The 21298-nt window shown below is 30.4% G+C and carries 21 protein-coding genes; 11 read left to right on the top strand and 10 right to left on the bottom strand.

Annotated features, from left to right (window positions below; all coding sequences use genetic code 11):
- Positions 1 to 16: 16 nt before the first annotated feature.
- Both Q0662_RS11315 and Q0662_RS11310 read right to left on the bottom strand, forming a co-directional pair.
- Positions 17 to 760, bottom strand: coding sequence for an energy transducer TonB (locus Q0662_RS11315; protein ID WP_298949823.1), 744 nt, complete (start codon positions 758 to 760; stop codon positions 17 to 19).
- 281 nt (positions 761 to 1041) lie between these two features.
- On the bottom strand, positions 1042 to 1611 hold the full coding sequence (locus Q0662_RS11310) for a DUF3109 family protein (protein ID WP_298949820.1): 570 nt from the start codon (positions 1609 to 1611) through the stop codon (positions 1042 to 1044).
- Between the two features lie 85 nt (positions 1612 to 1696).
- On the opposite strand from Q0662_RS11310, the gene Q0662_RS11305 reads away from it, so the two are divergent.
- The 3 genes from Q0662_RS11305 (at position 1697) to Q0662_RS11295 (ending at position 3749) form a co-directional block, all read left to right on the top strand.
- Positions 1697 to 2278, top strand: a complete 582-nt coding sequence (locus Q0662_RS11305; RefSeq protein ID WP_298949818.1) for a MarC family protein — start codon at positions 1697 to 1699, stop codon at positions 2276 to 2278.
- A gap of 1 nt (position 2279) precedes the next feature.
- Positions 2280 to 2885 carry an FAD-dependent oxidoreductase gene (locus Q0662_RS11300; protein ID WP_298949816.1) on the top strand — a complete coding sequence of 202 codons (606 nt, stop codon included), beginning with the start codon at positions 2280 to 2282 and terminating at the stop codon, positions 2883 to 2885.
- 135 nt (positions 2886 to 3020) lie between these two features.
- Positions 3021 to 3749, top strand: coding sequence for an energy transducer TonB (locus Q0662_RS11295; RefSeq protein ID WP_298949814.1), 729 nt, complete (start codon positions 3021 to 3023; stop codon positions 3747 to 3749).
- 37 nt (positions 3750 to 3786) lie between these two features.
- Here the strand turns inward: Q0662_RS11295 and glmS are convergent, their stop codons facing one another.
- Genes glmS through Q0662_RS11280 form a run of 3 tightly spaced genes read right to left on the bottom strand, consistent with a single transcriptional unit; the run spans position 3787 to position 8099 of the window.
- Positions 3787 to 5643, bottom strand: coding sequence for a glutamine--fructose-6-phosphate transaminase (isomerizing) (glmS, locus tag Q0662_RS11290; protein ID WP_298949812.1), 1857 nt, complete (start codon positions 5641 to 5643; stop codon positions 3787 to 3789).
- A gap of 28 nt (positions 5644 to 5671) precedes the next feature.
- On the bottom strand, positions 5672 to 7282 hold the full coding sequence (locus Q0662_RS11285; protein ID WP_298949810.1) for a DUF4270 family protein: 1611 nt from the start codon (positions 7280 to 7282) through the stop codon (positions 5672 to 5674).
- Between the two features lie 7 nt (positions 7283 to 7289).
- Positions 7290 to 8099 (bottom strand): glycogen/starch synthase, encoded by an 810-nt coding sequence (locus Q0662_RS11280; RefSeq protein ID WP_298949808.1) that lies wholly within the window; start codon positions 8097 to 8099, stop codon positions 7290 to 7292.
- A 97-nt stretch (positions 8100 to 8196) separates the two neighbouring features.
- On the opposite strand from Q0662_RS11280, the gene panC reads away from it, so the two are divergent.
- The 4 genes from panC to radA all read left to right on the top strand — a co-directional run bounded on the left by panC (position 8197) and on the right by radA (position 12060).
- On the top strand, positions 8197 to 9042 hold the full coding sequence (gene panC, locus Q0662_RS11275) for a pantoate--beta-alanine ligase (protein ID WP_298949806.1): 846 nt from the start codon (positions 8197 to 8199) through the stop codon (positions 9040 to 9042).
- A 29-nt stretch (positions 9043 to 9071) separates the two neighbouring features.
- The gene (gene panD / locus Q0662_RS11270) at positions 9072 to 9422 is read left to right on the top strand and encodes an aspartate 1-decarboxylase (RefSeq protein WP_159950221.1); all 351 of its coding nucleotides are present in this window, start codon (positions 9072 to 9074) and stop codon (positions 9420 to 9422) included.
- 2 nt (positions 9423 to 9424) lie between these two features.
- On the top strand, positions 9425 to 10369 hold the full coding sequence (locus tag Q0662_RS11265; protein WP_298949799.1) for a lysylphosphatidylglycerol synthase transmembrane domain-containing protein: 945 nt from the start codon (positions 9425 to 9427) through the stop codon (positions 10367 to 10369).
- Between the two features lie 329 nt (positions 10370 to 10698).
- Positions 10699 to 12060, top strand: a complete 1362-nt coding sequence (radA, locus tag Q0662_RS11260; RefSeq protein ID WP_298949797.1) for a DNA repair protein RadA — start codon at positions 10699 to 10701, stop codon at positions 12058 to 12060.
- Positions 12061 to 12164: 104 nt separating this feature from the next.
- Here the strand turns inward: radA and Q0662_RS11255 are convergent, their stop codons facing one another.
- Positions 12165 to 12911: a uroporphyrinogen-III synthase gene (locus Q0662_RS11255; RefSeq protein WP_298949795.1), complete on the bottom strand. Its 747-nt coding sequence runs from the start codon at positions 12909 to 12911 to the stop codon at positions 12165 to 12167.
- An 18-nt stretch (positions 12912 to 12929) separates the two neighbouring features.
- Complete coding sequence (locus Q0662_RS12060; protein WP_367181305.1) at positions 12930 to 13571, bottom strand: DUF4271 domain-containing protein; 642 nt, start codon at positions 13569 to 13571, stop codon at positions 12930 to 12932.
- 80 nt (positions 13572 to 13651) lie between these two features.
- On the opposite strand from Q0662_RS12060, the gene Q0662_RS11250 reads away from it, so the two are divergent.
- From Q0662_RS11250 to Q0662_RS11240, 3 genes are read left to right on the top strand one after another with little or no spacing between them, the layout of a single operon-like run.
- Entirely contained in the window at positions 13652 to 14377 is a 726-nt protein-coding gene (locus Q0662_RS11250; protein ID WP_298949793.1) for a polyprenol monophosphomannose synthase, read from the top strand.
- Positions 14378 to 14379: 2 nt separating this feature from the next.
- Positions 14380 to 15717 carry a dihydroorotase gene (locus tag Q0662_RS11245; RefSeq protein ID WP_298949792.1) on the top strand — a complete coding sequence of 446 codons (1338 nt, stop codon included), beginning with the start codon at positions 14380 to 14382 and terminating at the stop codon, positions 15715 to 15717.
- Position 15718: 1 nt separating this feature from the next.
- On the top strand, positions 15719 to 16225 hold the full coding sequence (locus Q0662_RS11240; protein ID WP_298949790.1) for a DUF4296 domain-containing protein: 507 nt from the start codon (positions 15719 to 15721) through the stop codon (positions 16223 to 16225).
- Here Q0662_RS11240 and Q0662_RS11235 read toward each other — a convergent pair whose 3' ends face one another.
- Positions 16226 to 17224, bottom strand: a complete 999-nt coding sequence (locus Q0662_RS11235) for an SDR family oxidoreductase (RefSeq protein ID WP_298949788.1) — start codon at positions 17222 to 17224, stop codon at positions 16226 to 16228.
- Positions 17225 to 17393: 169 nt separating this feature from the next.
- On the opposite strand from Q0662_RS11235, the gene tyrS reads away from it, so the two are divergent.
- On the top strand, positions 17394 to 18686 hold the full coding sequence (gene tyrS, locus Q0662_RS11230) for a tyrosine--tRNA ligase (RefSeq protein WP_298949786.1): 1293 nt from the start codon (positions 17394 to 17396) through the stop codon (positions 18684 to 18686).
- Between the two features lie 247 nt (positions 18687 to 18933).
- On the opposite strand, the gene Q0662_RS11225 is transcribed toward tyrS, so the two are convergent.
- Positions 18934 to 19908, bottom strand: coding sequence for an acyl transferase (locus Q0662_RS11225; protein WP_298949784.1), 975 nt, complete (start codon positions 19906 to 19908; stop codon positions 18934 to 18936).
- Between the two features lie 239 nt (positions 19909 to 20147).
- Entirely contained in the window at positions 20148 to 21206 is a 1059-nt protein-coding gene (locus Q0662_RS11220) for an isoaspartyl peptidase/L-asparaginase family protein (protein ID WP_298949782.1), read from the bottom strand.
- Positions 21207 to 21298 lie beyond the last annotated feature (92 nt).

The raw sequence follows: 21298 nt of genomic DNA, 5'->3' as shown, positions 1-21298 counted from the left end.
TAATTTATTGTGTTCTTTATTGAACACTAAATGCAATAGGGAGTGTATATCTAACTTTTACAGGCTGATTTCTTTGTTTACCAGGTGTAAATTGGGGTAACTTTTTTATTAATCTATTCGTTTCTTTTTCTAAACGTTGGTGGGGTGCTCTAATTTGAATGTCTATTACGTTTCCTTTGTCATCTATAATAAACTGCGTTTGTATTTTGTATTTGCCTGCATTTAAACCTATTTCATTGGCTAATTCTACATCAAAATTTCTTTGGACAAATTGTTTCATCTTTTTATCAAAACAACGTTTGTTTTCTTCTTTTGACAAACCTTCACATCCTTTAAAAACAGGTGCATCTTCTATCATCATAAAAGGCACATCACCATCTGTAGGCACATCATCTTCTGGAATCTCTACAGTTACCAATTCATCTGGAGTTAGAATTACTGGCTCATCATCTTTAGTATTTATAAGGGTTTCTGGTAAATGGTTTTCTGCCTTTACCACTTCTTCTGGTATAAATACTTTTGGTTGTAGTACTTCTGGAGTGGTAACCACTTTTTTCTCTTTCTGAAACAAAATAGTTTCATCGGGTATCATGTAAATTGTAGTGCTATTTTTTGTATTTAAAACAGCAATCGTTTTTTGAGGAGTCTCGTGCTCTAAAGTTATGTACACTATAAAGAGCACTAATACAAGACCTAACTGGGTAAAAATGTTAGAGAACTTTTCTAATTGTTTGGTTGGTAGTTTTTTTAGGTTTTTCATAATTAGAAAGTTTTAATGTTAAGACTTTACTAAAACAAAGTTTGTGCCATAAAAAAAACATCACTAAAAAGTGATGCTTTTTTTAATTAAGACATTAATCTTAACTAATTTTTCTAATTCATTTCGTAATTTCCCCCGAAATTGTAATCAAATTTACAAACTTTATCTCTAATTAAAATTTAAAAATGTATAAATGGTACTAAATAAGGTATAAGTGGTATTATGATTTAAAAAACAGTTCTCATAAAAGTTTAGGACCTAAAATAATATTGAAATTTTATTTATTTTAAATGCTTTTCTGCAACTTTTTCTAATTCAGCATACCAATTTTCTCCAAACTTTCTAATTAAAGCTTGTTTTACAAATTTATAAACAGGTACTTGTAGCTCTTTCCCTAAAGAACAAGCGTCATCACAAATTTCCCACTTATGGTAATTTACAGCAGCAAACTCGGTATAATCTTTAACTCTTACAGGGTATAAATGGCAAGAAACTGGTTTTTTCCAATCAATCTCACCTTGGTTATAGGCTTCTTCAATAGCACAAAGCGCTGTGTTTTTGTCATCAAAAATAACATAAGCACAATCTGCGCCTTTTATTAGAGGGGTTTCTAACTCTCCCCATTCACTGGTTACCCAAGTACCTTCTTTTTCTATAACAGCAATTCCTTCTTTTCTTAAAAAAGGTTTTACCTTCGGATATATTTTTTCTAGAATTTTAGTTTCCTCTTTATCTAAAGGTGCACCAGCTTCACCATCTATGCAGCAAGCCCCTTTGCACGCAGATAAATTGCAGACAAAATCTTTTTCTATAATATCTTCTGAAACTATTGTTTTTCCTAACTGAAACATGTAGCAAAAATAGTATATTTTTTTTCTTTAACTTTACAGAAAGCTAAAGTTAGTTGGCTAATTTTGCAAAAAAATAGAAACATATATGGAATTTAATCTAAAACAAATTTTAACTGCATTTATGGTCTTGTTTGCAGTAATAGATATTATAGGGAACATACCTATTATTATAGATTTACGAAAAAAAGTAGGTCATATTCAATCTGAAAAGGCTTCTATAATTGCTGGTATTATTATGGTATTTTTTCTATTTTTAGGAAAAAGCTTGTTAAGTTTTATAGGGATAGATGTAAACTCTTTTGCTGTTGCAGGTTCGTTTATCTTATTTTTTATTGCTTTAGAAATGATTTTAGGTATTACACTTTATAAAGACGATGCAGATTCTGGAACTATAACCGCTACTGTTTTTCCATTAGCATTTCCTTTAATAGCGGGTCCTGGTAGTTTAACAACTTTGCTATCTTTAAGAGCAGAATTTGCCATAGAAAATATTATTGTAGCTGTTTTTTTAAATGTACTCGTTATTTACATGGTATTAAAAACATCGTCTAAAATAGAGCGTTTGATTGGTGCTACAGGTATACAAATAATTAGAAAAGTTTTTGGTGTCATTTTACTAGCTATAGCTGTAAAATTATTTGCAGCCAATATAAAAATGTTGTTTTAATATGAGTTTTGATGTGTTAATTATTGGTGGTGGAGTTTCTGGAATGCAGTGTGCCTTGGTTTTAGGTTCTGCAAAAGAAAAAGCCTTTGCAACCGATAAAAAAATTGGAATATTTATGCACCAAAAAGCATCTCATTTACAAAATGCGTTGTTTAATAACGTGTTAGGGTTAAGCCCTGGTAAATTGGGGAGTACTATTCTTAAAGAAGGTAAAAAACAATTAACAGACCTGTATCCTCATATTAATCAAATGAATACAGAAAAAGTACTGTCTATAGAAAGTACTGACAATGGCTATAAAGTTACTTCAAACAAAAACACCTATTTCTCTAAAAATATTGTTGTTGCATTAAACTACTCTAAGCCTTTTACTATTAAAGGTTTAGAAGAATATGTGATTCCACATAAAAAAGCCAACATATCAAAAAATAGAATTCAGTTACAAAACAAAAATCACGTTATAAAAAGTGGTTTATATTGTTGTGGTACTATTGCTGGCTGGCGTAGTCAATTTGCAATTGCAGCTGGAAGTGGTGCTAGTGTTGCTACAGATATTTTAACTTTATGGAACAATAATATACATACCAAAGTGCATGATAAAGTATGATGAAAGTCATATTTTAAACCTACACTTAGTTTTACTTTTATAGTGTCTTAAAAACTTTATTGACGTATCAGATAAAGATATTGACAAGACTATTTTTAAATAGTTTATTTTTTTAGAACCTATAAAACGTATATCATGCAAATTAAAAAAAACCCAAAGTTTCAAATAGAAAACTTTAGCAAGATTTTTTTCGAGTTAGGGTTAGTACTTACGCTATTTATAATTTACAGTTTGGTAGAGCATAAAACTTACGAGAATAACGAGGTGCAAAGTTTAGGCGAATTTTCGATGACAGAAGATATCAAGGAAGACATACCAATTGTACAAATTAAAACAGCACCACCACCAAAACAAACACCATCAATAGTAGAAAAAATAAAGGTTGTAGAAGACGAATTAAAAGTAGAAGAAACCGTTATCGAATCTACAGAAACTGATGAAACTGATGCTGTAGTTGTTGATGTAAGAGAGATTGTAGAAATAGAAGAAGAGGAAGAGATAGAAGAAGATATTCCTTTTTTAATGATAGAAAGTGTACCTGTTTATCCTGGATGTAAAGGAAATAATAAACAGTTAAGAGATTGTTTTACAAAAAAAATAACTCAATTTTTTGGTAAAAAATTTGATGTAAACTTATCTCAAGAATTAGGGTTAAGCAATGGTAAAAAACGTTTGTATGTTGTTTTTAGAATAGATAAAAAGGGACATGTTGTTGATGTAAAAGCAAGAGCACCACATCCTGTTTTAGAAAAAGAAGTAAAACAAATTATAAGTTCTTTACCAAAAATGACTCCTGGTAAACAAAGAGACAAACCGGTAGCAGTTAGTTACAGTTTACCTATTACTTTTTTAGTAAAAGAGTAATTAAAAAAACCAGCTTTTTAAGCTGGTTTTTTTTTAGTTATTCCACTGTAACAGATTTGGCTAAATTTCTAGGTTGATCTACATTTTTACCTAACATTACAGCTATGTGATAAGATAACAACTGCAAAGGTATGGTTGTTAAGAGTGGTGTTAAAGCTTCCTCTGTTTCTGGTATTTCTATAACATGATCTGCTATTTCTTTAACTTGTGTGTCTCCTTCTGTAACAATAGCAATAATTTTACCTGCTCTAGACTTAATTTCTTGTATGTTACTAACCACTTTTTCGTAATGACCTTTGTTAGTTGCAATTACAAATATTGGCATGTTTTCATCTATCAATGCAATAGGCCCATGTTTCATCTCTGCAGCTGGGTAACCTTCTGCATGTATATAAGAAATCTCTTTTAACTTTAAAGCGCCTTCTAAAGCTACAGGAAAGTTAAAACCTCTACCTAAATACAAACAGTTTTTTGCATTTTTATAAACGGATGCAATTTCTTTCACTTTATCATCTATCGTTAAAAGTGCTTCTATTTTTTTAGGAACTAACTGCATTTTCTGCAGGTACATTCTAAAAGCAGAATTTGATAAAGTGCCTTTTGTTTTTGCTAATTTTAAAGAAATTAGAGATAAAACAGTTATTTGGGTTGTAAAAGCTTTGGTAGAAGCAACACCAATTTCTGGTCCTGCATGTGTGTAAGCTCCTGCATGCGTTTCTCTTGCAATAGAAGATCCAACAACATTACAAATACCAAAAACAAAAGCGCCTTTAGACTTTGCTAGTTTTATGGCAGCTAAAGTATCTGCAGTTTCTCCAGATTGTGAAATAGCAATTACAACATCTTTAGATGTAATAATTGGGTTTCTATATCTAAATTCAGAAGCATATTCTACTTCTACAGGTATACGTGCCATATCTTCTATAAGATACTCGCCTACCAACCCTGCATGCCAAGAAGTACCACAGGCAACAACTATTATTCTATCTGCATTTAAAAACTTCTGAATATGATCATCTATACCAGACATTTTAATAATGCCTTCACCTGGTAACATTCTTCCTCTATAAGTATCTATTATCGCTTTTGGTTGCTCATAAATTTCTTTTAACATGAAGTGATCGTAACCCCCTTTTTCTATTTGATCTAAACTAATTTGTAGTTCTTGTATTTTTGCGTCAACTAAAGAGTCGTCTTTTATTTTTCTAACCTTAATACCTTTGTCTAGTTTGATAATAGCCATTTCTTCATCTTCTAGATAAATAGCTTCTTTGGTATATTCTATAAATGGTGATGCATCTGAAGCTACAAAAAACTCTGCATTATTTTCTCCAACACCAATTGCAATTGGGCTTCCTAATCTTGCAACAACCAATTCGTTTGGTTTTGTTTTATCAAAAACAGCAATTGCATAAGCGCCAATAACATTATTTAATGCTACTTGAACTGCTTTACCTAACTTGCATTGTTCCTGTTTTTTTAATTCTTCTATTAAGTTTACAAGTACTTCGGTATCTGTATCGCTTTTAAAAGTATAACCTCTAGATATTAATTCTTTTTTTAAGGTATCGTAATTTTCTATTATACCATTGTGTACAATAACCAAATTACTAGATTCAGAAAAGTGAGGGTGAGAGTTTACATCATTTGGTACACCATGTGTTGCCCAGCGTGTATGACCCATACCTATTTTACCTACTTTTCTTTCCTTTTCTTTATTTGTAATAACCTCTAAATCAGAAACTTTTCCTTTGGTTTTAGACAAGTGGATGTTATTGCCATCATACATCATGATTCCTGCACTATCATACCCTCTATATTCTAGTCTCTTTAAGCCATTTATTACTATTGGATATGCATCTCTAAAACCTATGTATCCTGTAATTCCACACATAAAAATTAATATTTATAATTTTGGTTGATTAATTTGATGGTTTTTCTGTGTAAGAAATTTTTAATTTAGCTCTTCTTGTTTCTCCGTTTGCAGCTTTATCGCCATTTAAAAGAGAGACTGCTTTTGGGTTCCAACTAAAATTTCTAAAAATAGTGTCGTTTATTTGTGTATCTGAAGTATTAAAAACTTTTAATCTTAAAGGAGGGTTGTAAGTAGTTTCCCCACTTAGCAAGTCTGACACATAATCTGTTATTCTAAAATTGTAACGATCTACTTTACCACTTTCTCTAATTAAATTGCCTCCAAAAAAAGCCGTTTCTGTATAAACATCTTTTACAAAGCTTTGTATTGAGTTTCCATTAGCATCGATACCTTTTTTGTATAAAAATAATTTGTTTGGTACGTCTGTAGTATCTATGTCTTTATTTATGTAAAAAGTTAATGAAGCGTCGTTTATTAACCAATTTTTAGCTTTTAAATCTGCCAATTCATTTCCATTTAAAACCTCTACCTTAGCTTCAGAGCCAGCTGCACCTTGCAAACGAACTTCGTTTGTAATAGGATAGGTTCTATTGGTCATTTCAAATTTATTGTTTGCTATACCACCTAACTGAAAGGTATGATTTACTTTTATAACAGTATCTATTTCAGTACTATTTGCTTTAAAATAAGTATTTGTATAATAGACCTCTATGGATGATGTAGATGCCTGTGTATTAGAGTTTCTTAAATTAAAAGAAATTAAAGCGCCTCCTTTTTCTCCAGAAGCATGGTTTATTTCTTTTGCCTCTATTTTAATACCTCTAAAATAATCGTTAAATGCTTGTTGAGATTCAAAATTTGATGACCCATAATTATCTACAAATACTTGTTTTGCAAAACTCTTTTTTAAAGGAATAATTGCCATTGGTCTTGAAATTTCAGAAGTTACACCAGAAGTATATTTTATGGTATCTGTTTCAAACAAGTCTCCTAAACTATTTCTTCTTTTAATGATAACTAAAGTATCATTAGCGGTTGGAGTAAAATCAATATCAGCAAACTCATTTAAAGGGTTGGGTTTTACATCATAATCTGTATCTGAAAGAAAAACGTTGGTTTTTGAAGGGTCTGCAGGGTTTAATCTATTTAAATAAGTGTCTAACTCATAAATATTTAATGTAAATGGCAAGTCTTTATTGCCAACAATAGAATCTAAAGTATAAACTGGTCTGTCTGTATTTGATTCTAAAGTTGCGTAATATGGCAATCTTAAATAAGCTGTATCTATTGTGGTTTCAAAAGCTAAATTATCAGGATTGCTATATGGTGAAACTTCTAAGCTGGTATTTATAAGAACTTGTGAAATAATAGAAGCTTCTATATTCTCAAAATCATCATTTATATAAGTACCAAGCAAATATTGCCCTTGAAAACCAAAAAATGGTGTTGCTGTTAATGTTAAACCATCTGCTCTAACATTATCTACTGGTGCATTAGAAACTACAATATCTAAAATTGTGTCTTTGGTTATAAATTTTGTATTACTTACTACCCCACTTTTAATATCTGTAAAGTCTTCTTCGCAAGAAATAACAGCAGATAAAACGAATATTAATACACCTAAAAAGGCGCTTTTTCTAAGAATTTTTTTCACCATAAACCAATTAATTTTCCGACACTAAGTCAGCATAAAAATTTAAATAATTTTCTTTTAGATTTTCTTCTTGAAATCCTAAAAAAGGAATTTCTTTTTCTTCTACAAAAGAAGTTAATTCTTCAGAAACATCTTCACTACCATAAATAATTGCATCAGAATTTTCTATGGCACTTTTTAATATATTAGTATGGTTAGGTATTTGTATTGTTGCTGCTTTTTTTGCTTCATTTAAATCGAAAGTAACTTTATCTGCCAAAGCTTTATTTAAACAACCTTCAAAACCATTATTATAAATAGAAGTTACAATTTTACTCTCTGTAAAAAGTGGTTCTTCATTATAAAACTCTTTTAAATAAAGAGGTAATAAAGACGCCATCCAACCATGAACATGAATAATATCTGGTGCCCAATTTAATTTTTTTACCGTTTCTATAACGCCTTTTGCAAAGAAAATAGCACGCTCATCATTATCTTCAAAAAGAGTATCATCTTCATCTGTAAAAACGGCTTTTCTTTTAAAGTATTCTTCGTTATCTATAAAATAAACTTGCATTCTTTCTTTTGGTATCGAAGCCACTTTTATAATTAACGGCATATCCATATCATTTACAACAAGGTTCATTCCAGAAAGACGAATTACTTCATGTAATTGATGTCTTCTTTCATTAATAACGCCAAATCTTGGCATAAAAATTCTGGTTTGTACTCCTTTAGAATGCGCGTTTTTTGCAGCATTAAATGCGGTTGACGATAATTCTGTTTCTGGTAAGTAAGGTACTACTTCAGACGAAACAAATAATATTCTCTTGTCCTTCATTAAATCAAACTCTTTTGTGAGATTGGCAAAAATACAAATTAATATGCAAATATCGTGTTAAAATGGTAAGTTTGCACGCAATATCAATTTTTCAAACATGAATATTTTTTCTACAAAGAAAGATTTAACAGGTTGTATTTTAAGTTATAAGGCAAAAAATAAATCTATTGGTTTTGTTCCAACAATGGGGGCTTTGCATCAAGGGCATTTATCTTTAATATCTACTGCAAAAAAGAAAAATGATGTTGTTGTGGTAAGTATTTTTGTAAATCCAACCCAATTTGATAATGTAGAAGATTTAAAAAAATATCCTAAAACACTAGAAAATGATATTAAATTACTAGATACAATTTCTTGTGATATCGTTTTTACGCCTTCTGTAGAAGAAATTTATGCAGAAAACATTGTTTCCAACAAATTTAATTTTGATGGTTTAGAAAACCAAATGGAAGGAAAATTTAGGACTGGACATTTTGATGGTGTAGCCACAATTGTAAAAACGCTCTTCGAAATTGTACAACCAAACCGGGCATATTTTGGGCAAAAAGATTTTCAGCAATTGCAAATCATTAAAAAAATGGTCAAAAAAAATAGACTTCCTGTAAAAATAAAAGGATGTTCTATTTTTAGAGAAGAAGACGGTTTGGCAATGAGTTCTAGAAATATTCGTCTATCTAAAAAACAAAGAGAAGCAGCTCCTTTTATTTACAAAACTTTAAAAAAGGTACAAAGAAAAATTGGTGCAAAAAATATTACTGAAATTAACGAATGGGTAGAAAATGAGTTTAAAAAACAACCTTTATTAGAATTAGAATATTTTACCATTGCTGAAGAAAAAACATTAGAAACAGTAGAAAAGATAGAATCTGACAAAAAATATCGTGCTTTTATGGCAGTATTTGCAGGAAAAATTAGATTGATTGACAACATTCGCTTAAAATAATAATAATAAAAAAAGAGTATTTTTGCAACATGTTAGTACAAGTAGTAAAATCTAAAATCCACCGTGTAAAAGTTACAGGTGCAGATTTAAATTATATAGGAAGCATTACCATAGATGAAGATTTAATGGATGCAGCCAACATTATAGAAGGAGAACGCGTTCAAATTGTAAACAACAATAATGGCGAGCGTTTAGAAACATACGCCATTCCAGGACCAAGAGGTAGTGGAGAAATTACCCTAAATGGTGCTGCAGCAAGAAGAGTTGCTGTTGGCGATGTGTTGATTTTAATAGTGTATGGGTTTATGGATTTTGAAGAGGCTAAAACATTTAAACCATCATTGGTATTTCCGAACGAAAAAGACAATACCCTTACCTAATTTTGAACATTAAAAAAACTTTAAAAACAATTTTACCTCTCTTATTGGGAGGTTTTTTAGTTTGGTATTCTTTGTCTAAAATCTCTTTAGAAACTTTAGGAAATTATTTTAAGGAAGCCAATTATGGTTGGATTTTATTAGGCCTTTTCTTTGGAATTTTAAGTCATTTATCTAGAGCTTACAGGTGGAAATTTATACTAGAACCTTTAGGTTTTAAGCCCAAATTTACCAATAGTGTTTTGGCTGTTTTAGTTGGGTATTTAGTTAATTTAGCATTGCCAAGAGCTGGAGAAATCTCTAGAGCCACAGTAATGACACAATATGAAGAAATTCCTTTTGAAAAAGGATTTGGAACCATTGTAGCAGAACGTATTGCAGATTTAATTATGATGCTTTCCATTATTGCCATTACGCTTTTTGTGCAATTTGATTTTATTTACGAACTCCTAACCAAAAATTTCGATCCCACAAAAATGATTATTGGATCAATAATTCTAGTAATTGGTTTTTTTATTTTTACCTCTTTTGTAAAAAAAGCAAAATCTGGTTTTTTATTAAAAATTAAAACCTTTATAACAGGTTTAATCGAAGGTGTGACAAGCATTTTTAAAATGAAAAACAAGTGGGCTTTTATTTTTCACACCGTTTTTATTTGGATAATGTATGTCGCCATGTTTTGGGCAACAATCCCTGCAATTAAAGGTTTAGAGGTTCCTTTTGGTGGTATTTTAATAGGTTTTATTGCTGGCGGCTTTTCTATTGCTGCTACAAATGGCGGAATTGGTTTATACCCAATTGCAGTAGCAGGTGCATTGGCTTTATTTAACATCCCTACAGAACCTGCAACCGCCTTTGGTTGGATTATGTGGACAGCACAAACAGCAATGATTGTCGTTTTTGGTGGTTTGGCATTTTTATTATTACCAATTTACAATAAGGAAAAATAATTTTTGGGCGTTTCTTTATCCTGAAAGCGTTCAGGATCAAGTCGCGCTTTCACTACTCGCTTTTTTATTTTATCAAATAAAAAGAGCTCAAACAAGTCGTTCAATCGCTAACGCAACTATTTGCCAGCTTATAAAAATTCCGAATTACTTTTTTTTATTTAAGAGCTAAAACCTTTTCAATTTACAAGACCCTTAAGATTTTTAAAACCTGAAGGATCAATTATTTTTTTATAAATAAATTATTACAATATCAAGTTATAAAAAATAGCTATTTATAATCTAACTTTACTTTGTAACTTTACAGCTTTCAAACTTTGCAACTAAATAAAATGGCTAAAACCAAAACAACTTTTTTCTGTCAAAACTGTGGTACCCAACACGCAAAATGGATTGGGCAATGTGGTGCCTGTAAAGAGTGGAATACTATTGTAGAAGAAGTGATTCAGACAGCAGAAAAACGCGTTTGGAAACAAGCTAAAACAGCAAAGCAAACTATAAACAAACCGTTAAAAATTGCAGACATTGTTCTAAATCCAGAAGAACGGGTTGTTACCAATAACAACGAATTAGACACAGTTTTAGGTGGTGGTTTGGTAAAAGGCTCTGTAACACTTTTAGGTGGTGAACCTGGTATAGGAAAATCTACCTTACTACTACAAGTTGCTTTAAATATCAGTCAAAAAGTGCTGTATGTTTCTGGTGAAGAAAGTCAGTCTCAAATTAAAATGCGTGCAGAACGTTTGGCTGCCCAAAATTCTAATTGTTTAATTTTAACAGAAACCAATACCCAACAAATATTTAAAAACATAGAAGAAACCGAACCCGAAGTTTTGGTTATAGATTCTATACAAACCTTACATACCAATTCTATTGAAGCTTCTCCTGGAAGCATTTCTCAAATTAGAGAAACCTCTGCAGAATTGATTAAATTTGCCAAAGAAACTGCAACACCTGTCTTGTTAATTGGTCATATTAATAAAGAAGGAAACATTGCTGGTCCTAAAATTTTAGAACACATGGTAGACGTGGTTTTACAATTTGAAGGCGATAGAAATCACACCTATAGAATTTTAAGAAGCCAGAAAAACAGATTTGGTTCTACTTCAGAATTAGGAATTTACGAAATGCTTTCTAATGGTTTGAGAGAAATTACAAATCCATCAGAAATACTAATTTCTAAAAAAGATGCAGATTTAAGCGGAACAGCAATTGCATCAACCTTAGAGGGAGTTAGACCTTTAATGATAGAAATTCAAGCCTTGGTTTCTACAGCAGTTTATGGCACACCACAACGTTCTACCACAGGTTACAATCTAAAAAGATTAAATATGTTATTGGCTGTTTTAGAAAAACGAGCTGGTTTTAAATTAGGTGCAAAAGATGTATTTTTAAACATTACTGGAGGGATTAACGTAGATGATCCTGCCATAGATTTAGCTGTTGTTGCAGCTATTTTATCATCCAACCAAGACATTGCAATTAACCCCAATGTATGTTTTGCTGCAGAGGTTGGTTTGGCAGGAGAAATTAGACCTGTTTCTAAAATAGACCAACGTATTACAGAAGCAGAAAAGTTGGGTTATAAAAGTTTTGTAGCCTCTAAATACAATAAGATTTCTTCTAAAAATCATGGAATTAAATTGATTTTAGTTGGTAAGATTGAAGAAGCATTTGCTACTTTATTTGCTTAAATTTAAATTTATCTAAAAATTAATCAACTTTAAAAAGCTTTTTTTAAGACAAAAAAACCGAACATTACTGTTCGGTTTTGATTTAAAATATTGTAAAAGAGTTGTTATTTCTTATTTGCTTCTTTAATATATTTTTCTAATGCCATTGTCATAGAAGGCGTTTCTGGCGCTGGCGCTTTTATATCACATTTAAACCCAGCTGCTGTAACCGCACTTACTGTAGAGTTACCAAAAGCGGCAATTCTAGTATTGTTCTGTTTAAAGTCTGGAAAATTTTGTAATAAAGATTCGATACCAGAAGGGCTAAAAAACACTAAAATATCGTAAAAAACATCTTCTAAATCCGATAAATCGCTTACTACAGTTCTATACAAATCTAAACGAGTCCATTTTACACCTAATGCATTTAACTCATCTGGAATTAATGGTTTTAATTTGTTAGAAGATGGTAATAAAAAGTTTTCTGTTTTATGTTTTTTAATCAACTTTGTTAACTCAGGAAACGTTCTGTTACCAACATAAATCTTACGCTTTCTGTACACTACGTATTTTTGTAGGTAATAAGCAACAGCTTCTGACTGGCAAAAATATTTCATATCATCTGGCACTTTAAAACGCATTTCTTCTGCAATTTTAAAGAAATAATCTACAGCATTTCTACTTGTTAAAATAATAGCAGTAAAGTTTTTAAGATCCACTTTTTGAGATCTTACCTCTTTTACAGGAATCCCTTCTACATGAATAAAAGATCTAAAGTCTATTTTTACTTTCTGTTTGCTAGACAATTCAAAATAAGGGGAAGTTTCTGTTTTAGGCTCAGGTTGCGATACTAAAATAGTTTTCACTTTCATACGCTTTTGTTTTTTAATTTAAAGTATCAATTTAAATAATAAAAATAGCGGTGCTATTTCGAGGGCGCAAATATACAAAATAAAATAAAACAACTTGCTAAAAATCAGCTTTTTGTTAATTACAATATGAGCTATAAAACGAATTACTAACAAAAAAAGCGTGCTATAAAGTAAGACACTCGCTTTTAAAGCACTATAGACAGTTAAAATATATACAATAAACAATACAAAACTGATGGTATAAAGGTAACTAGTTTTAGAAATTGTATAAAACAGTAGCTGTTTTTGGATTAGAAAAAGCCTAACCAATAAAAATTCTAGAAACTTTTTAAGCAGAAAATAACTTAAAACAATTGTAAAAACGATTAAAAAAGAAGAGAAAGTAGTATCAAAAAGGTAACTTTTTGTATCTAACAAAAAGCTAATTGTTAAAGATACGGTTATTGTAGAAAATAAAAATAACAAAAGGTTAAAACCATTAAAAAAAGAAGGGTTATCGTCTGCTTCGGTAGTTATAAAATTCTTATTAAATAAAACAAAAACAAAACCTTTTAAACGTTCTTTATTTAAGGATTTTAATAACACAATTAAAATCAATAATAAAAGTATTATTAATATAATCCAATTTCTATTAATTACTATTTTTTCTAATGCTTGCACTTCTGTTTTCTTGGTAAGATTAACACAAAATTAGTAATTAAAAAATGTATATTTGTACTATATCACATGAAATTTAATTTATGTCAGACGCGTTAGTCATCATTCCTACTTACAACGAAAAAGAAAACATAGAAGCCATCGTTAGAGCTGTTTTTAGTGAAGAAAAAGAATTCCATATTTTAGTTGTAGACGATAATTCTCCTGATGGAACTGGCACTATTGTAGAAAACTTAACAAAAGAATTTCCAAACCAACTTTTTTTAGAAAAAAGAAAAGAAAAAAATGGTTTAGGTACTGCTTACATTCATGGTTTTAAATGGGCTTTGTCAAAAAAATATGACTACATGATCGAGATGGATGCTGATTTTTCTCACAATCCAAAAGATTTGGTAAGATTGTATAATGCCTGTGCAAAAGAGGGTGGAGATGTTTCTGTAGGTTCTAGATATGTAAACAACCAAGTAAACGTAGTAAATTGGGATATTAAAAGGTTGTTACTTTCATATTTTGCATCAAAATACGTACGTATTATAACTAGAATACCCATTTTTGACACTACTGCTGGTTTTGTTTGCTGGAAACGTAAAGTTTTAGAAACCATTAACTTAGATAAAATAAAGTTTATTGGTTATGCATTTCAAATAGAAATGAAATTTAAAGCTTGGAAACATAAATTTAATATAAAAGAAGTCTCTGTAATTTTTACAGATAGAGACTTAGGAGCCTCTAAAATGAATGGAAATATTGTTTCTGAGGCGCTTTTTGGAGTGATAAAAATGAGATTAAAAGGATTACCAAAAGATTAAAAATGATGACTTATCTTATAAAAAACGCTAAAATAGTTAACGAAAATAAAACCTTTACAGGAGATGTTTTAATAGAAAACGAAATTATCAAGCAAGTTTCTAAAGAAATTCAGCTAGATAAAAATGTGACAACAATAAACGCAAATGGTAAGTATTTAATACCTGGTTTTATAGACGATCAAGTTCATTTTAGGGAGCCTGGTTTAACGCATAAAGCAAACATTGCTACAGAAAGTAGAGCGGCTGTAGCTGGTGGTATTACCACTTTTATAGAACAACCCAATACAGTACCACAAGCAACCACACAAGAGTTGTTAGAAAATAAATTTAGTATTGCTAGTAAAGATTCTTATACCAATTACTCTTTTATGTTTGGTGGCACCAATAATAATTTAGAGGAGTTATTAAAAACAGACCCGCAAAAAGTGGCTGGAATTAAGTTGTTTTTAGGTTCTTCTACAGGAAATATGTTGGTAGATGATGTAGAAGTTTTAGAAAAGATTTTCTCATCAACCAAAATGATTATTTCTGTACATTGTGAAGACGAAGCAACCATCAGAAAAAATACAGCAGAATTTAAAAAGAAATATGGAGATGATATTCCTATTAAATATCACCCAATTATTAGAAGCGAAGAAGCTTGCTATATATCTTCCTCTAAAGCCATAGAATTAGCCAAAAAAACAGGCGCTCGTTTGCATATTTTCCATATTTCTACAGAAAAGGAAACACACCTTTTTAGAAACGATATTCCACTAGAAGAAAAACAAATTACAGCAGAAGTTTGTGTACATCACCTTTGGTTTAACGACCAAGATTATGATGAAAAAGGAACTTTTATAAAATGGAATCCTGCTGTTAAAACAGAAAAAGACAGGCAAGGTTTATGGAAAGCTTTATTAGATGATAGAATTGATGTTTTAGCTACAGACCATGCACCACATACTTTAGAGGAAAAAAACAATGTGTATACAAAAGCACCAAGTGGTGGCCCATTAGTACAGCATGTTGTTCCAGCTATTTTAGAAAAAGTAAAAGAGGGCGTTATTACGATTGAAAAAGCAGTAGAAAAAATGAGTCATAATCCTGCAAAATTATTTCAAATTAAAAAACGTGGTTTTATTAAAGAAGGTTATTATGCAGATTTGGTTTTAATAGACCCTAACAAACCACAAACTGTAACTAAAGAAAATGTTTTGTATAAATGTGGTTGGTCTCCTTTTGAAGGTACTACTTTTTCTGCAAGCATTACACATACTTTTGTAAATGGTAATTTAATATATGATAATGGGGTTTTTAATGATGATATTAAAGGTAAAAGGCTAACATTTAATAGATAAAATGAAACATATTTTCATTATTTTTTGTGCTGTTTTAATTTTTTCTTGCACAAGTAATACCATTTTAGAAAAACCAAAAGATCTTATACCAAAAGATAGTATGCAATTGTTACTGCAAGAAATGGTGATTGCTGGTAGTGCAAAATTTATTAAAAATAAAAATCTTGAAAAAAATATTAATTACATGCCTCTTGTATATCAAAAATTTAAAATTGATAGCGCTAGGTTTCAAAACAGTAATTTGTATTATATGTCTAAAATAGATATGTATCAAAAAATATTAGAAAGCGCCAAAGAAAGCATAGAAAAGCAAGGAAAACTATACAAACAAAAACAAACCAGATTAGATTCTATAAAAAAAGACTCTATTGACAAAGTTAGAATACTTGAAAGAAGGTTAGATAGTATTAAAATTATCAACGATTCTTTAAAACAACAAAGTGTTAAATTATTAGATACCATTAACATCAATATTTTAGACAAAAAAGAAGTCTTACAAAGACAGTAATTATTTTGAATAATTTTTACAAACGTCTTTAATCACAGTATCTACTTTTTCAAATTGATAGTTTAATGCCTCTTTTATTTTTTGAGAAGAATATTTAGAAACCGAATGTGCACTTCTTGCAGAATACTTGCTTAACAAAGGTTGTACTCCCGAAATTTTAGCTACTAAAGAAGAAGACCTCCACAAAATAGTAGTTTGCCAAGGTTTAATTTTTTTAAAAGGTCTTTTTTTACCAAAACCATCTGCAATGGCAAACAACACGTCTTTATATGTTTTGTTTTCTGAAACTAGAATAAAACGTTGGTTTTTTATGGTAGAGTCCGTTAATAAAATCATGGTTTTTACTACATCTTTTACACCCACAAAACCTGTAATACCTTCTGTAAAATATTTAAAACCATTATAAACCTGACTAAATAATTTACCAGAACCAGATTGCCAAAAACCACTTCCTAAAATAACCCCTGGATTTACAATAACCACCTCAACACCTTCTTGACTTGCTCGCCAAACCTCCATTTCTGCGCCAAATTTTGTAATGGAATACCCACTGTTATCTAATTCCTTATTCCACTCATTTTCTTCGGTAATCAATTGGCCGTTTATAGATTCTCCCACAGAAGCAATAGAACCTACAAAACACAATTTATCTATTTTAGCATCAATAGAAAGGTTTACAATTATTGCTGTACCATGTATATTTATTTTACGCATTTCTATATAATCTTTCGGATTAAAAGAAATAAACGCTGCACAGTGGTACACTTTTTTTACACCTACAAAAGCAGGTATCATTGCAGGTACTTCTGTAATATCTGCTTTAAACCAGTCTATTTTATCTATTAAAGTAACATCGTCTGTATAATAAGAAAATACCTTTTTTACACTTTCTATTTTATCTTTAGAACGATAAATAGCGCGGACTTTTTCATCATTTTTTAATAAATGATACAATAAATGTGCACCCACTAAACCTGTTCCACCAGTTACTAAAATCATACTGCTAAGTTATGGTTTTTTGATTGATAAGTTTATCTTTGTACTGTTAAAACAAGTTATGTTCTAACTTGAATAACAATGTCAGATTGAGCTTGTCGAAATCGATTATTAAAATTCGACAAGATCAATTTGACATTCGTATTTTAAATTCAATTAATTAAAATTTATAATGAATAATTTTATAGAAGAATTACAATGGAGAGGAATGTTGCATGACAGTATGCCAACTACAGAACAGCACTTGTTAGAAAAAATAAGAAGTGCGTATGTAGGTTTTGATCCAACTTCAGACTCTTTACATATAGGAAATTTAGTGCCTATTATGTTGTTGGCACATTTTCAAAGATGTGGGCATAAACCTATTGCTTTGGTAGGTGGTGCAACAGGTATGATTGGAGATCCTTCTGGTAAATCTGCAGAACGTAACTTATTAGACGAAAAAACGTTAAGACACAACCAAGAAGCTATAAAAGGGCAATTAAGTCATTTTTTAGATTTTACTTCCGATGCAAAAAATGCAGCTGTTTTGGTAAATAATTACGATTGGATGAAAGATTTCTCTTTCCTTGAATTTATTCGTGATGTTGGTAAACACATTACTGTAAATTACATGATGGCAAAAGATTCTGTAAAAAACAGAATTGGTTCAGAGTCTAAAGAAGGGATGTCTTTTACAGAGTTTACCTATCAATTAGTACAAGGTTATGATTTTTTACATTTGTACCAAAATAATGGCGCTACTTTACAAATGGGTGGGTCAGATCAATGGGGAAATATTACAACAGGTACAGAATTAATTAGAAGAATTGGTGGTGGAAAAGGGTATGCAATTACCTGCCCATTAATTACAAAGTCTGATGGTTCTAAATTTGGAAAATCTGAAGGAGGAAATGTTTGGTTAGATGCCAACAGAACATCACCTTACAAATTTTACCAATATTGGTTAAATACTTCTGATGAAGACGCAGAAAAATATATTAAAATATTTACTTTTTTAAAGAAAGAAACCATACAAACTTTAATTGCAGAACATAAAGAAGCACCACATGCGCGTATTTTACAAAAACGTTTAGGAGAAGAAGTTACTTTATTAGTACATGGCAAAGAGGCTTATGAAAATGCAATTAAAGCATCTGCAATTTTATTCGGAAAAAGTACGGCAAGCGATTTAAAATCTCTAGACGAACAAACATTTTTAGATGTTTTTGATGGTGTGCCACAAGCCACTGTTTCTTTAGGTGATATTGCACAAGGGTTGGATATGATTGGAGCTTTGGCTGCAAAAACTAACTTTTTAAAGTCGAATGGAGAAGCTAGAAGGGCCTTAAAAGAAAATGCAATTTCTGTTAACAAAGAAAAGGTAAAAGAAGATTTTACAATCACAAAAGAAGATTTAATAGCTAATAAATATGTGTTGTTACAACGTGGTAAAAAAACGTATTATTTATTAGTGGTAGAATAAGATAATTTTTAAATATTCCAAAAGACCTTTCAGGTTTTAAAAACCTGAAAGGTCTTTTGGGTAAAGAAAAACAACTTACTCTTTAATAATATTCAACCAGTTGGCATCTGCCTTTTTTAGTTGTAATTTTGTGCTTTTAAACTTGCAGTTATTACAAATAATAAATGATTGCTAATTTTTTCATCTAGTTGGTTTTTAATTTTGTCGATGAAGATTTTTAAAGTTAACAACTTTTCTCCTTTTTATTTTACAGTACCATTAAGTTACAGCCTCTAATATCTGAGTTGTCAAAACGCCCAACAATTTCAAATTTGCCGTTTGTATAGGTTTTACCTAAATCTTGGGTAGCAATAAAACTGCAAGAGTTGTAATTTGCTAAATCAATCACATTAATTCCGCCGTTTTTTTCTGTAGTATTTATGGTTAAGGCGTCTTCTGTATCTCTGATTAAAATTTGCATCCAAGGCGGGGTTTCAAAAACGCCATTTCCTTTAGAATAAGCCTGACTTAATAATTCTGTCATGCCATATTCTGAGTGAATTTTATCAACAGAAAAACCATTTTTTAAAATTGTATGCAACTCTTCTCTTATGATTTCTTTTCTTCTTCCTTTCATACCGCCAGTTTCCATAATTATGGTGTTTTTTAGATTGAATTGTTGCTTCTCAATTAAATCTAACAAGGCAAAAGAAACTCCAATTAAGAGTACTTTTTGTTCTTTTTTGTCTAATTCTATTAGTTTTTTAGCTAATTCATCTAAATTGTTCAAATAAAAACCGCTTTCTATATTTTTAGATTTTCTTATCAAATCATCTACCATAAAAACCAAAGAAGACCCTTTACGCTCTAAATAATTGGGCAATAAAGCTAATACCGCATAGTCTTCTATATTGCCATAAAAATGTTCAAAGCCCTTAAAATAACTTTGTTTATAAATATTAATATCTGTTACAAAATGTTTGCTAGTAACACTACCTGTTGTGCCAGAACTTGTAAAAACTTCATCAATTTCATCTAAAGAAGAAAGTACTTTTCTGCTTTTAAAAAATTGAATGGGTAAAAAAGGAATATCTTTTACTTGGTTGATCTCTGAAGGATGTTTGTATAACAAATCGCAAAAAGACCTGTAAACCTTGTTGTTTTTAAATTGATGCTTAAAAATGGCTAAGGCAGTTTTGTTAAAGTCTTCTTGAGATTGTATGTTAAATATTTTTGCTTGCATAAACTTTTACAAAAATAACATTATTGCACGCAACCTTTCACTAATTTTTTATCTAATAAAAAAGAACTAAAATATAAAAACTGTTTTTACCCATAAAAAAAATGAATAAATACATCTTTTTAACAGTGTTTTTTTTTCTTGTGGTTGTAATAGCCAAAATCTAGTTCAAAAAAACTATAAATAATTGCATCAAAATTTACTAAAGTGAAATTACAATCTATTCCAGCAAAATGGTTAGATTATTCCTTATAGATCTTTACAACCAATTCGCCCTTATCATTCATAGAAGATCTGTACATTCCTGCAGTATTAAATTCAAAAGACATATTTCCGTTTTTGTCTAATGCTACAACACCACCTGTACCCCCTAATTTTGTCAATTTATTTTGCATTACATCTGTGGTAGCTTCTTTTAAAGTTTTTTGTTGGTATTCCATCTGCGCAGAAATATCATAAGCAACTTGACTTCTAATAAAATATTCTCCCCAACCAGTAGACGAAACACCACAAGTTAAATTATTTGCATAGGTACCAGAACCAATAATAGGTGCATCTCCAATTCTTCCCCAACGTTTATTGGTCATTCCTCCTGTTGATGTTCCTGCAGCAATATTTCCGTATTTATCTAGGGCTACACAACCTACTGTTCCAAATTTCGAGTTTTTAATATCGGCATCATAAAAGGCGGCTTTTTTATCATCATGATCTATCAGCTTTTTAGCTCTATTTTTTATTCTTTGTAAAGATTTATAACGGTTTTCTGTATAAAAATAACTAGGGTCTACAATTTCTAAGCCTTTTTCTTTAGCAAAAATAGAAGCTCCTTTGCCAGATAACATTACGTGATCTGAATCTGTCATCACTTTTATGGCTAATTCAATAGGACTTTTTACATTGGTAACTCCAGCAACAGCCCCTGCATTTAAAGTTTTACCATCCATAAAAGAAGCATCTAACTCATTGGTTTCTTCGTGTGTAAAAACAGCCCCTTTACCTGCGTTAAATAATGGAGAATTCTCCATAACCTGAATCGTTTTCATCACTGCTTCTTGACTGGTACCTCCATTTTTTAAAATGGTATGCCCTGTTTTTATAGCTTCTTCTAATTTTGCTACATAAGCAGTTTCTTTGTCATCTGACATGTTTTTCTTTAAAATAGTGCCAGCACCACCATGAATTATAATGGCAAAATCATTCACTTTTTTAGTTATTTTTATTTCTTTAGCGTCTTTTGTCTTTTCTATTTTACATCCGAAAGAAATTAATAAAATTGAAGCAATGTAGAGTAGTTTTTTCATATCTTTTGTTTAATATTAAACAGATGTTAATCTTTTTGTTTAATTTATAAGTATGTAAAATTATTCGTAAATTCGAACTTCTAAATTAAACA

Source organism: uncultured Polaribacter sp. (assembly GCF_947503855.1).
Classification (GTDB): Bacteria; Bacteroidota; Bacteroidia; order Flavobacteriales; family Flavobacteriaceae; genus Polaribacter.
The sequence above is the reverse complement of the archived record's forward strand: the minus strand, read 5'-3'. Positions and strand labels throughout refer to the sequence as shown.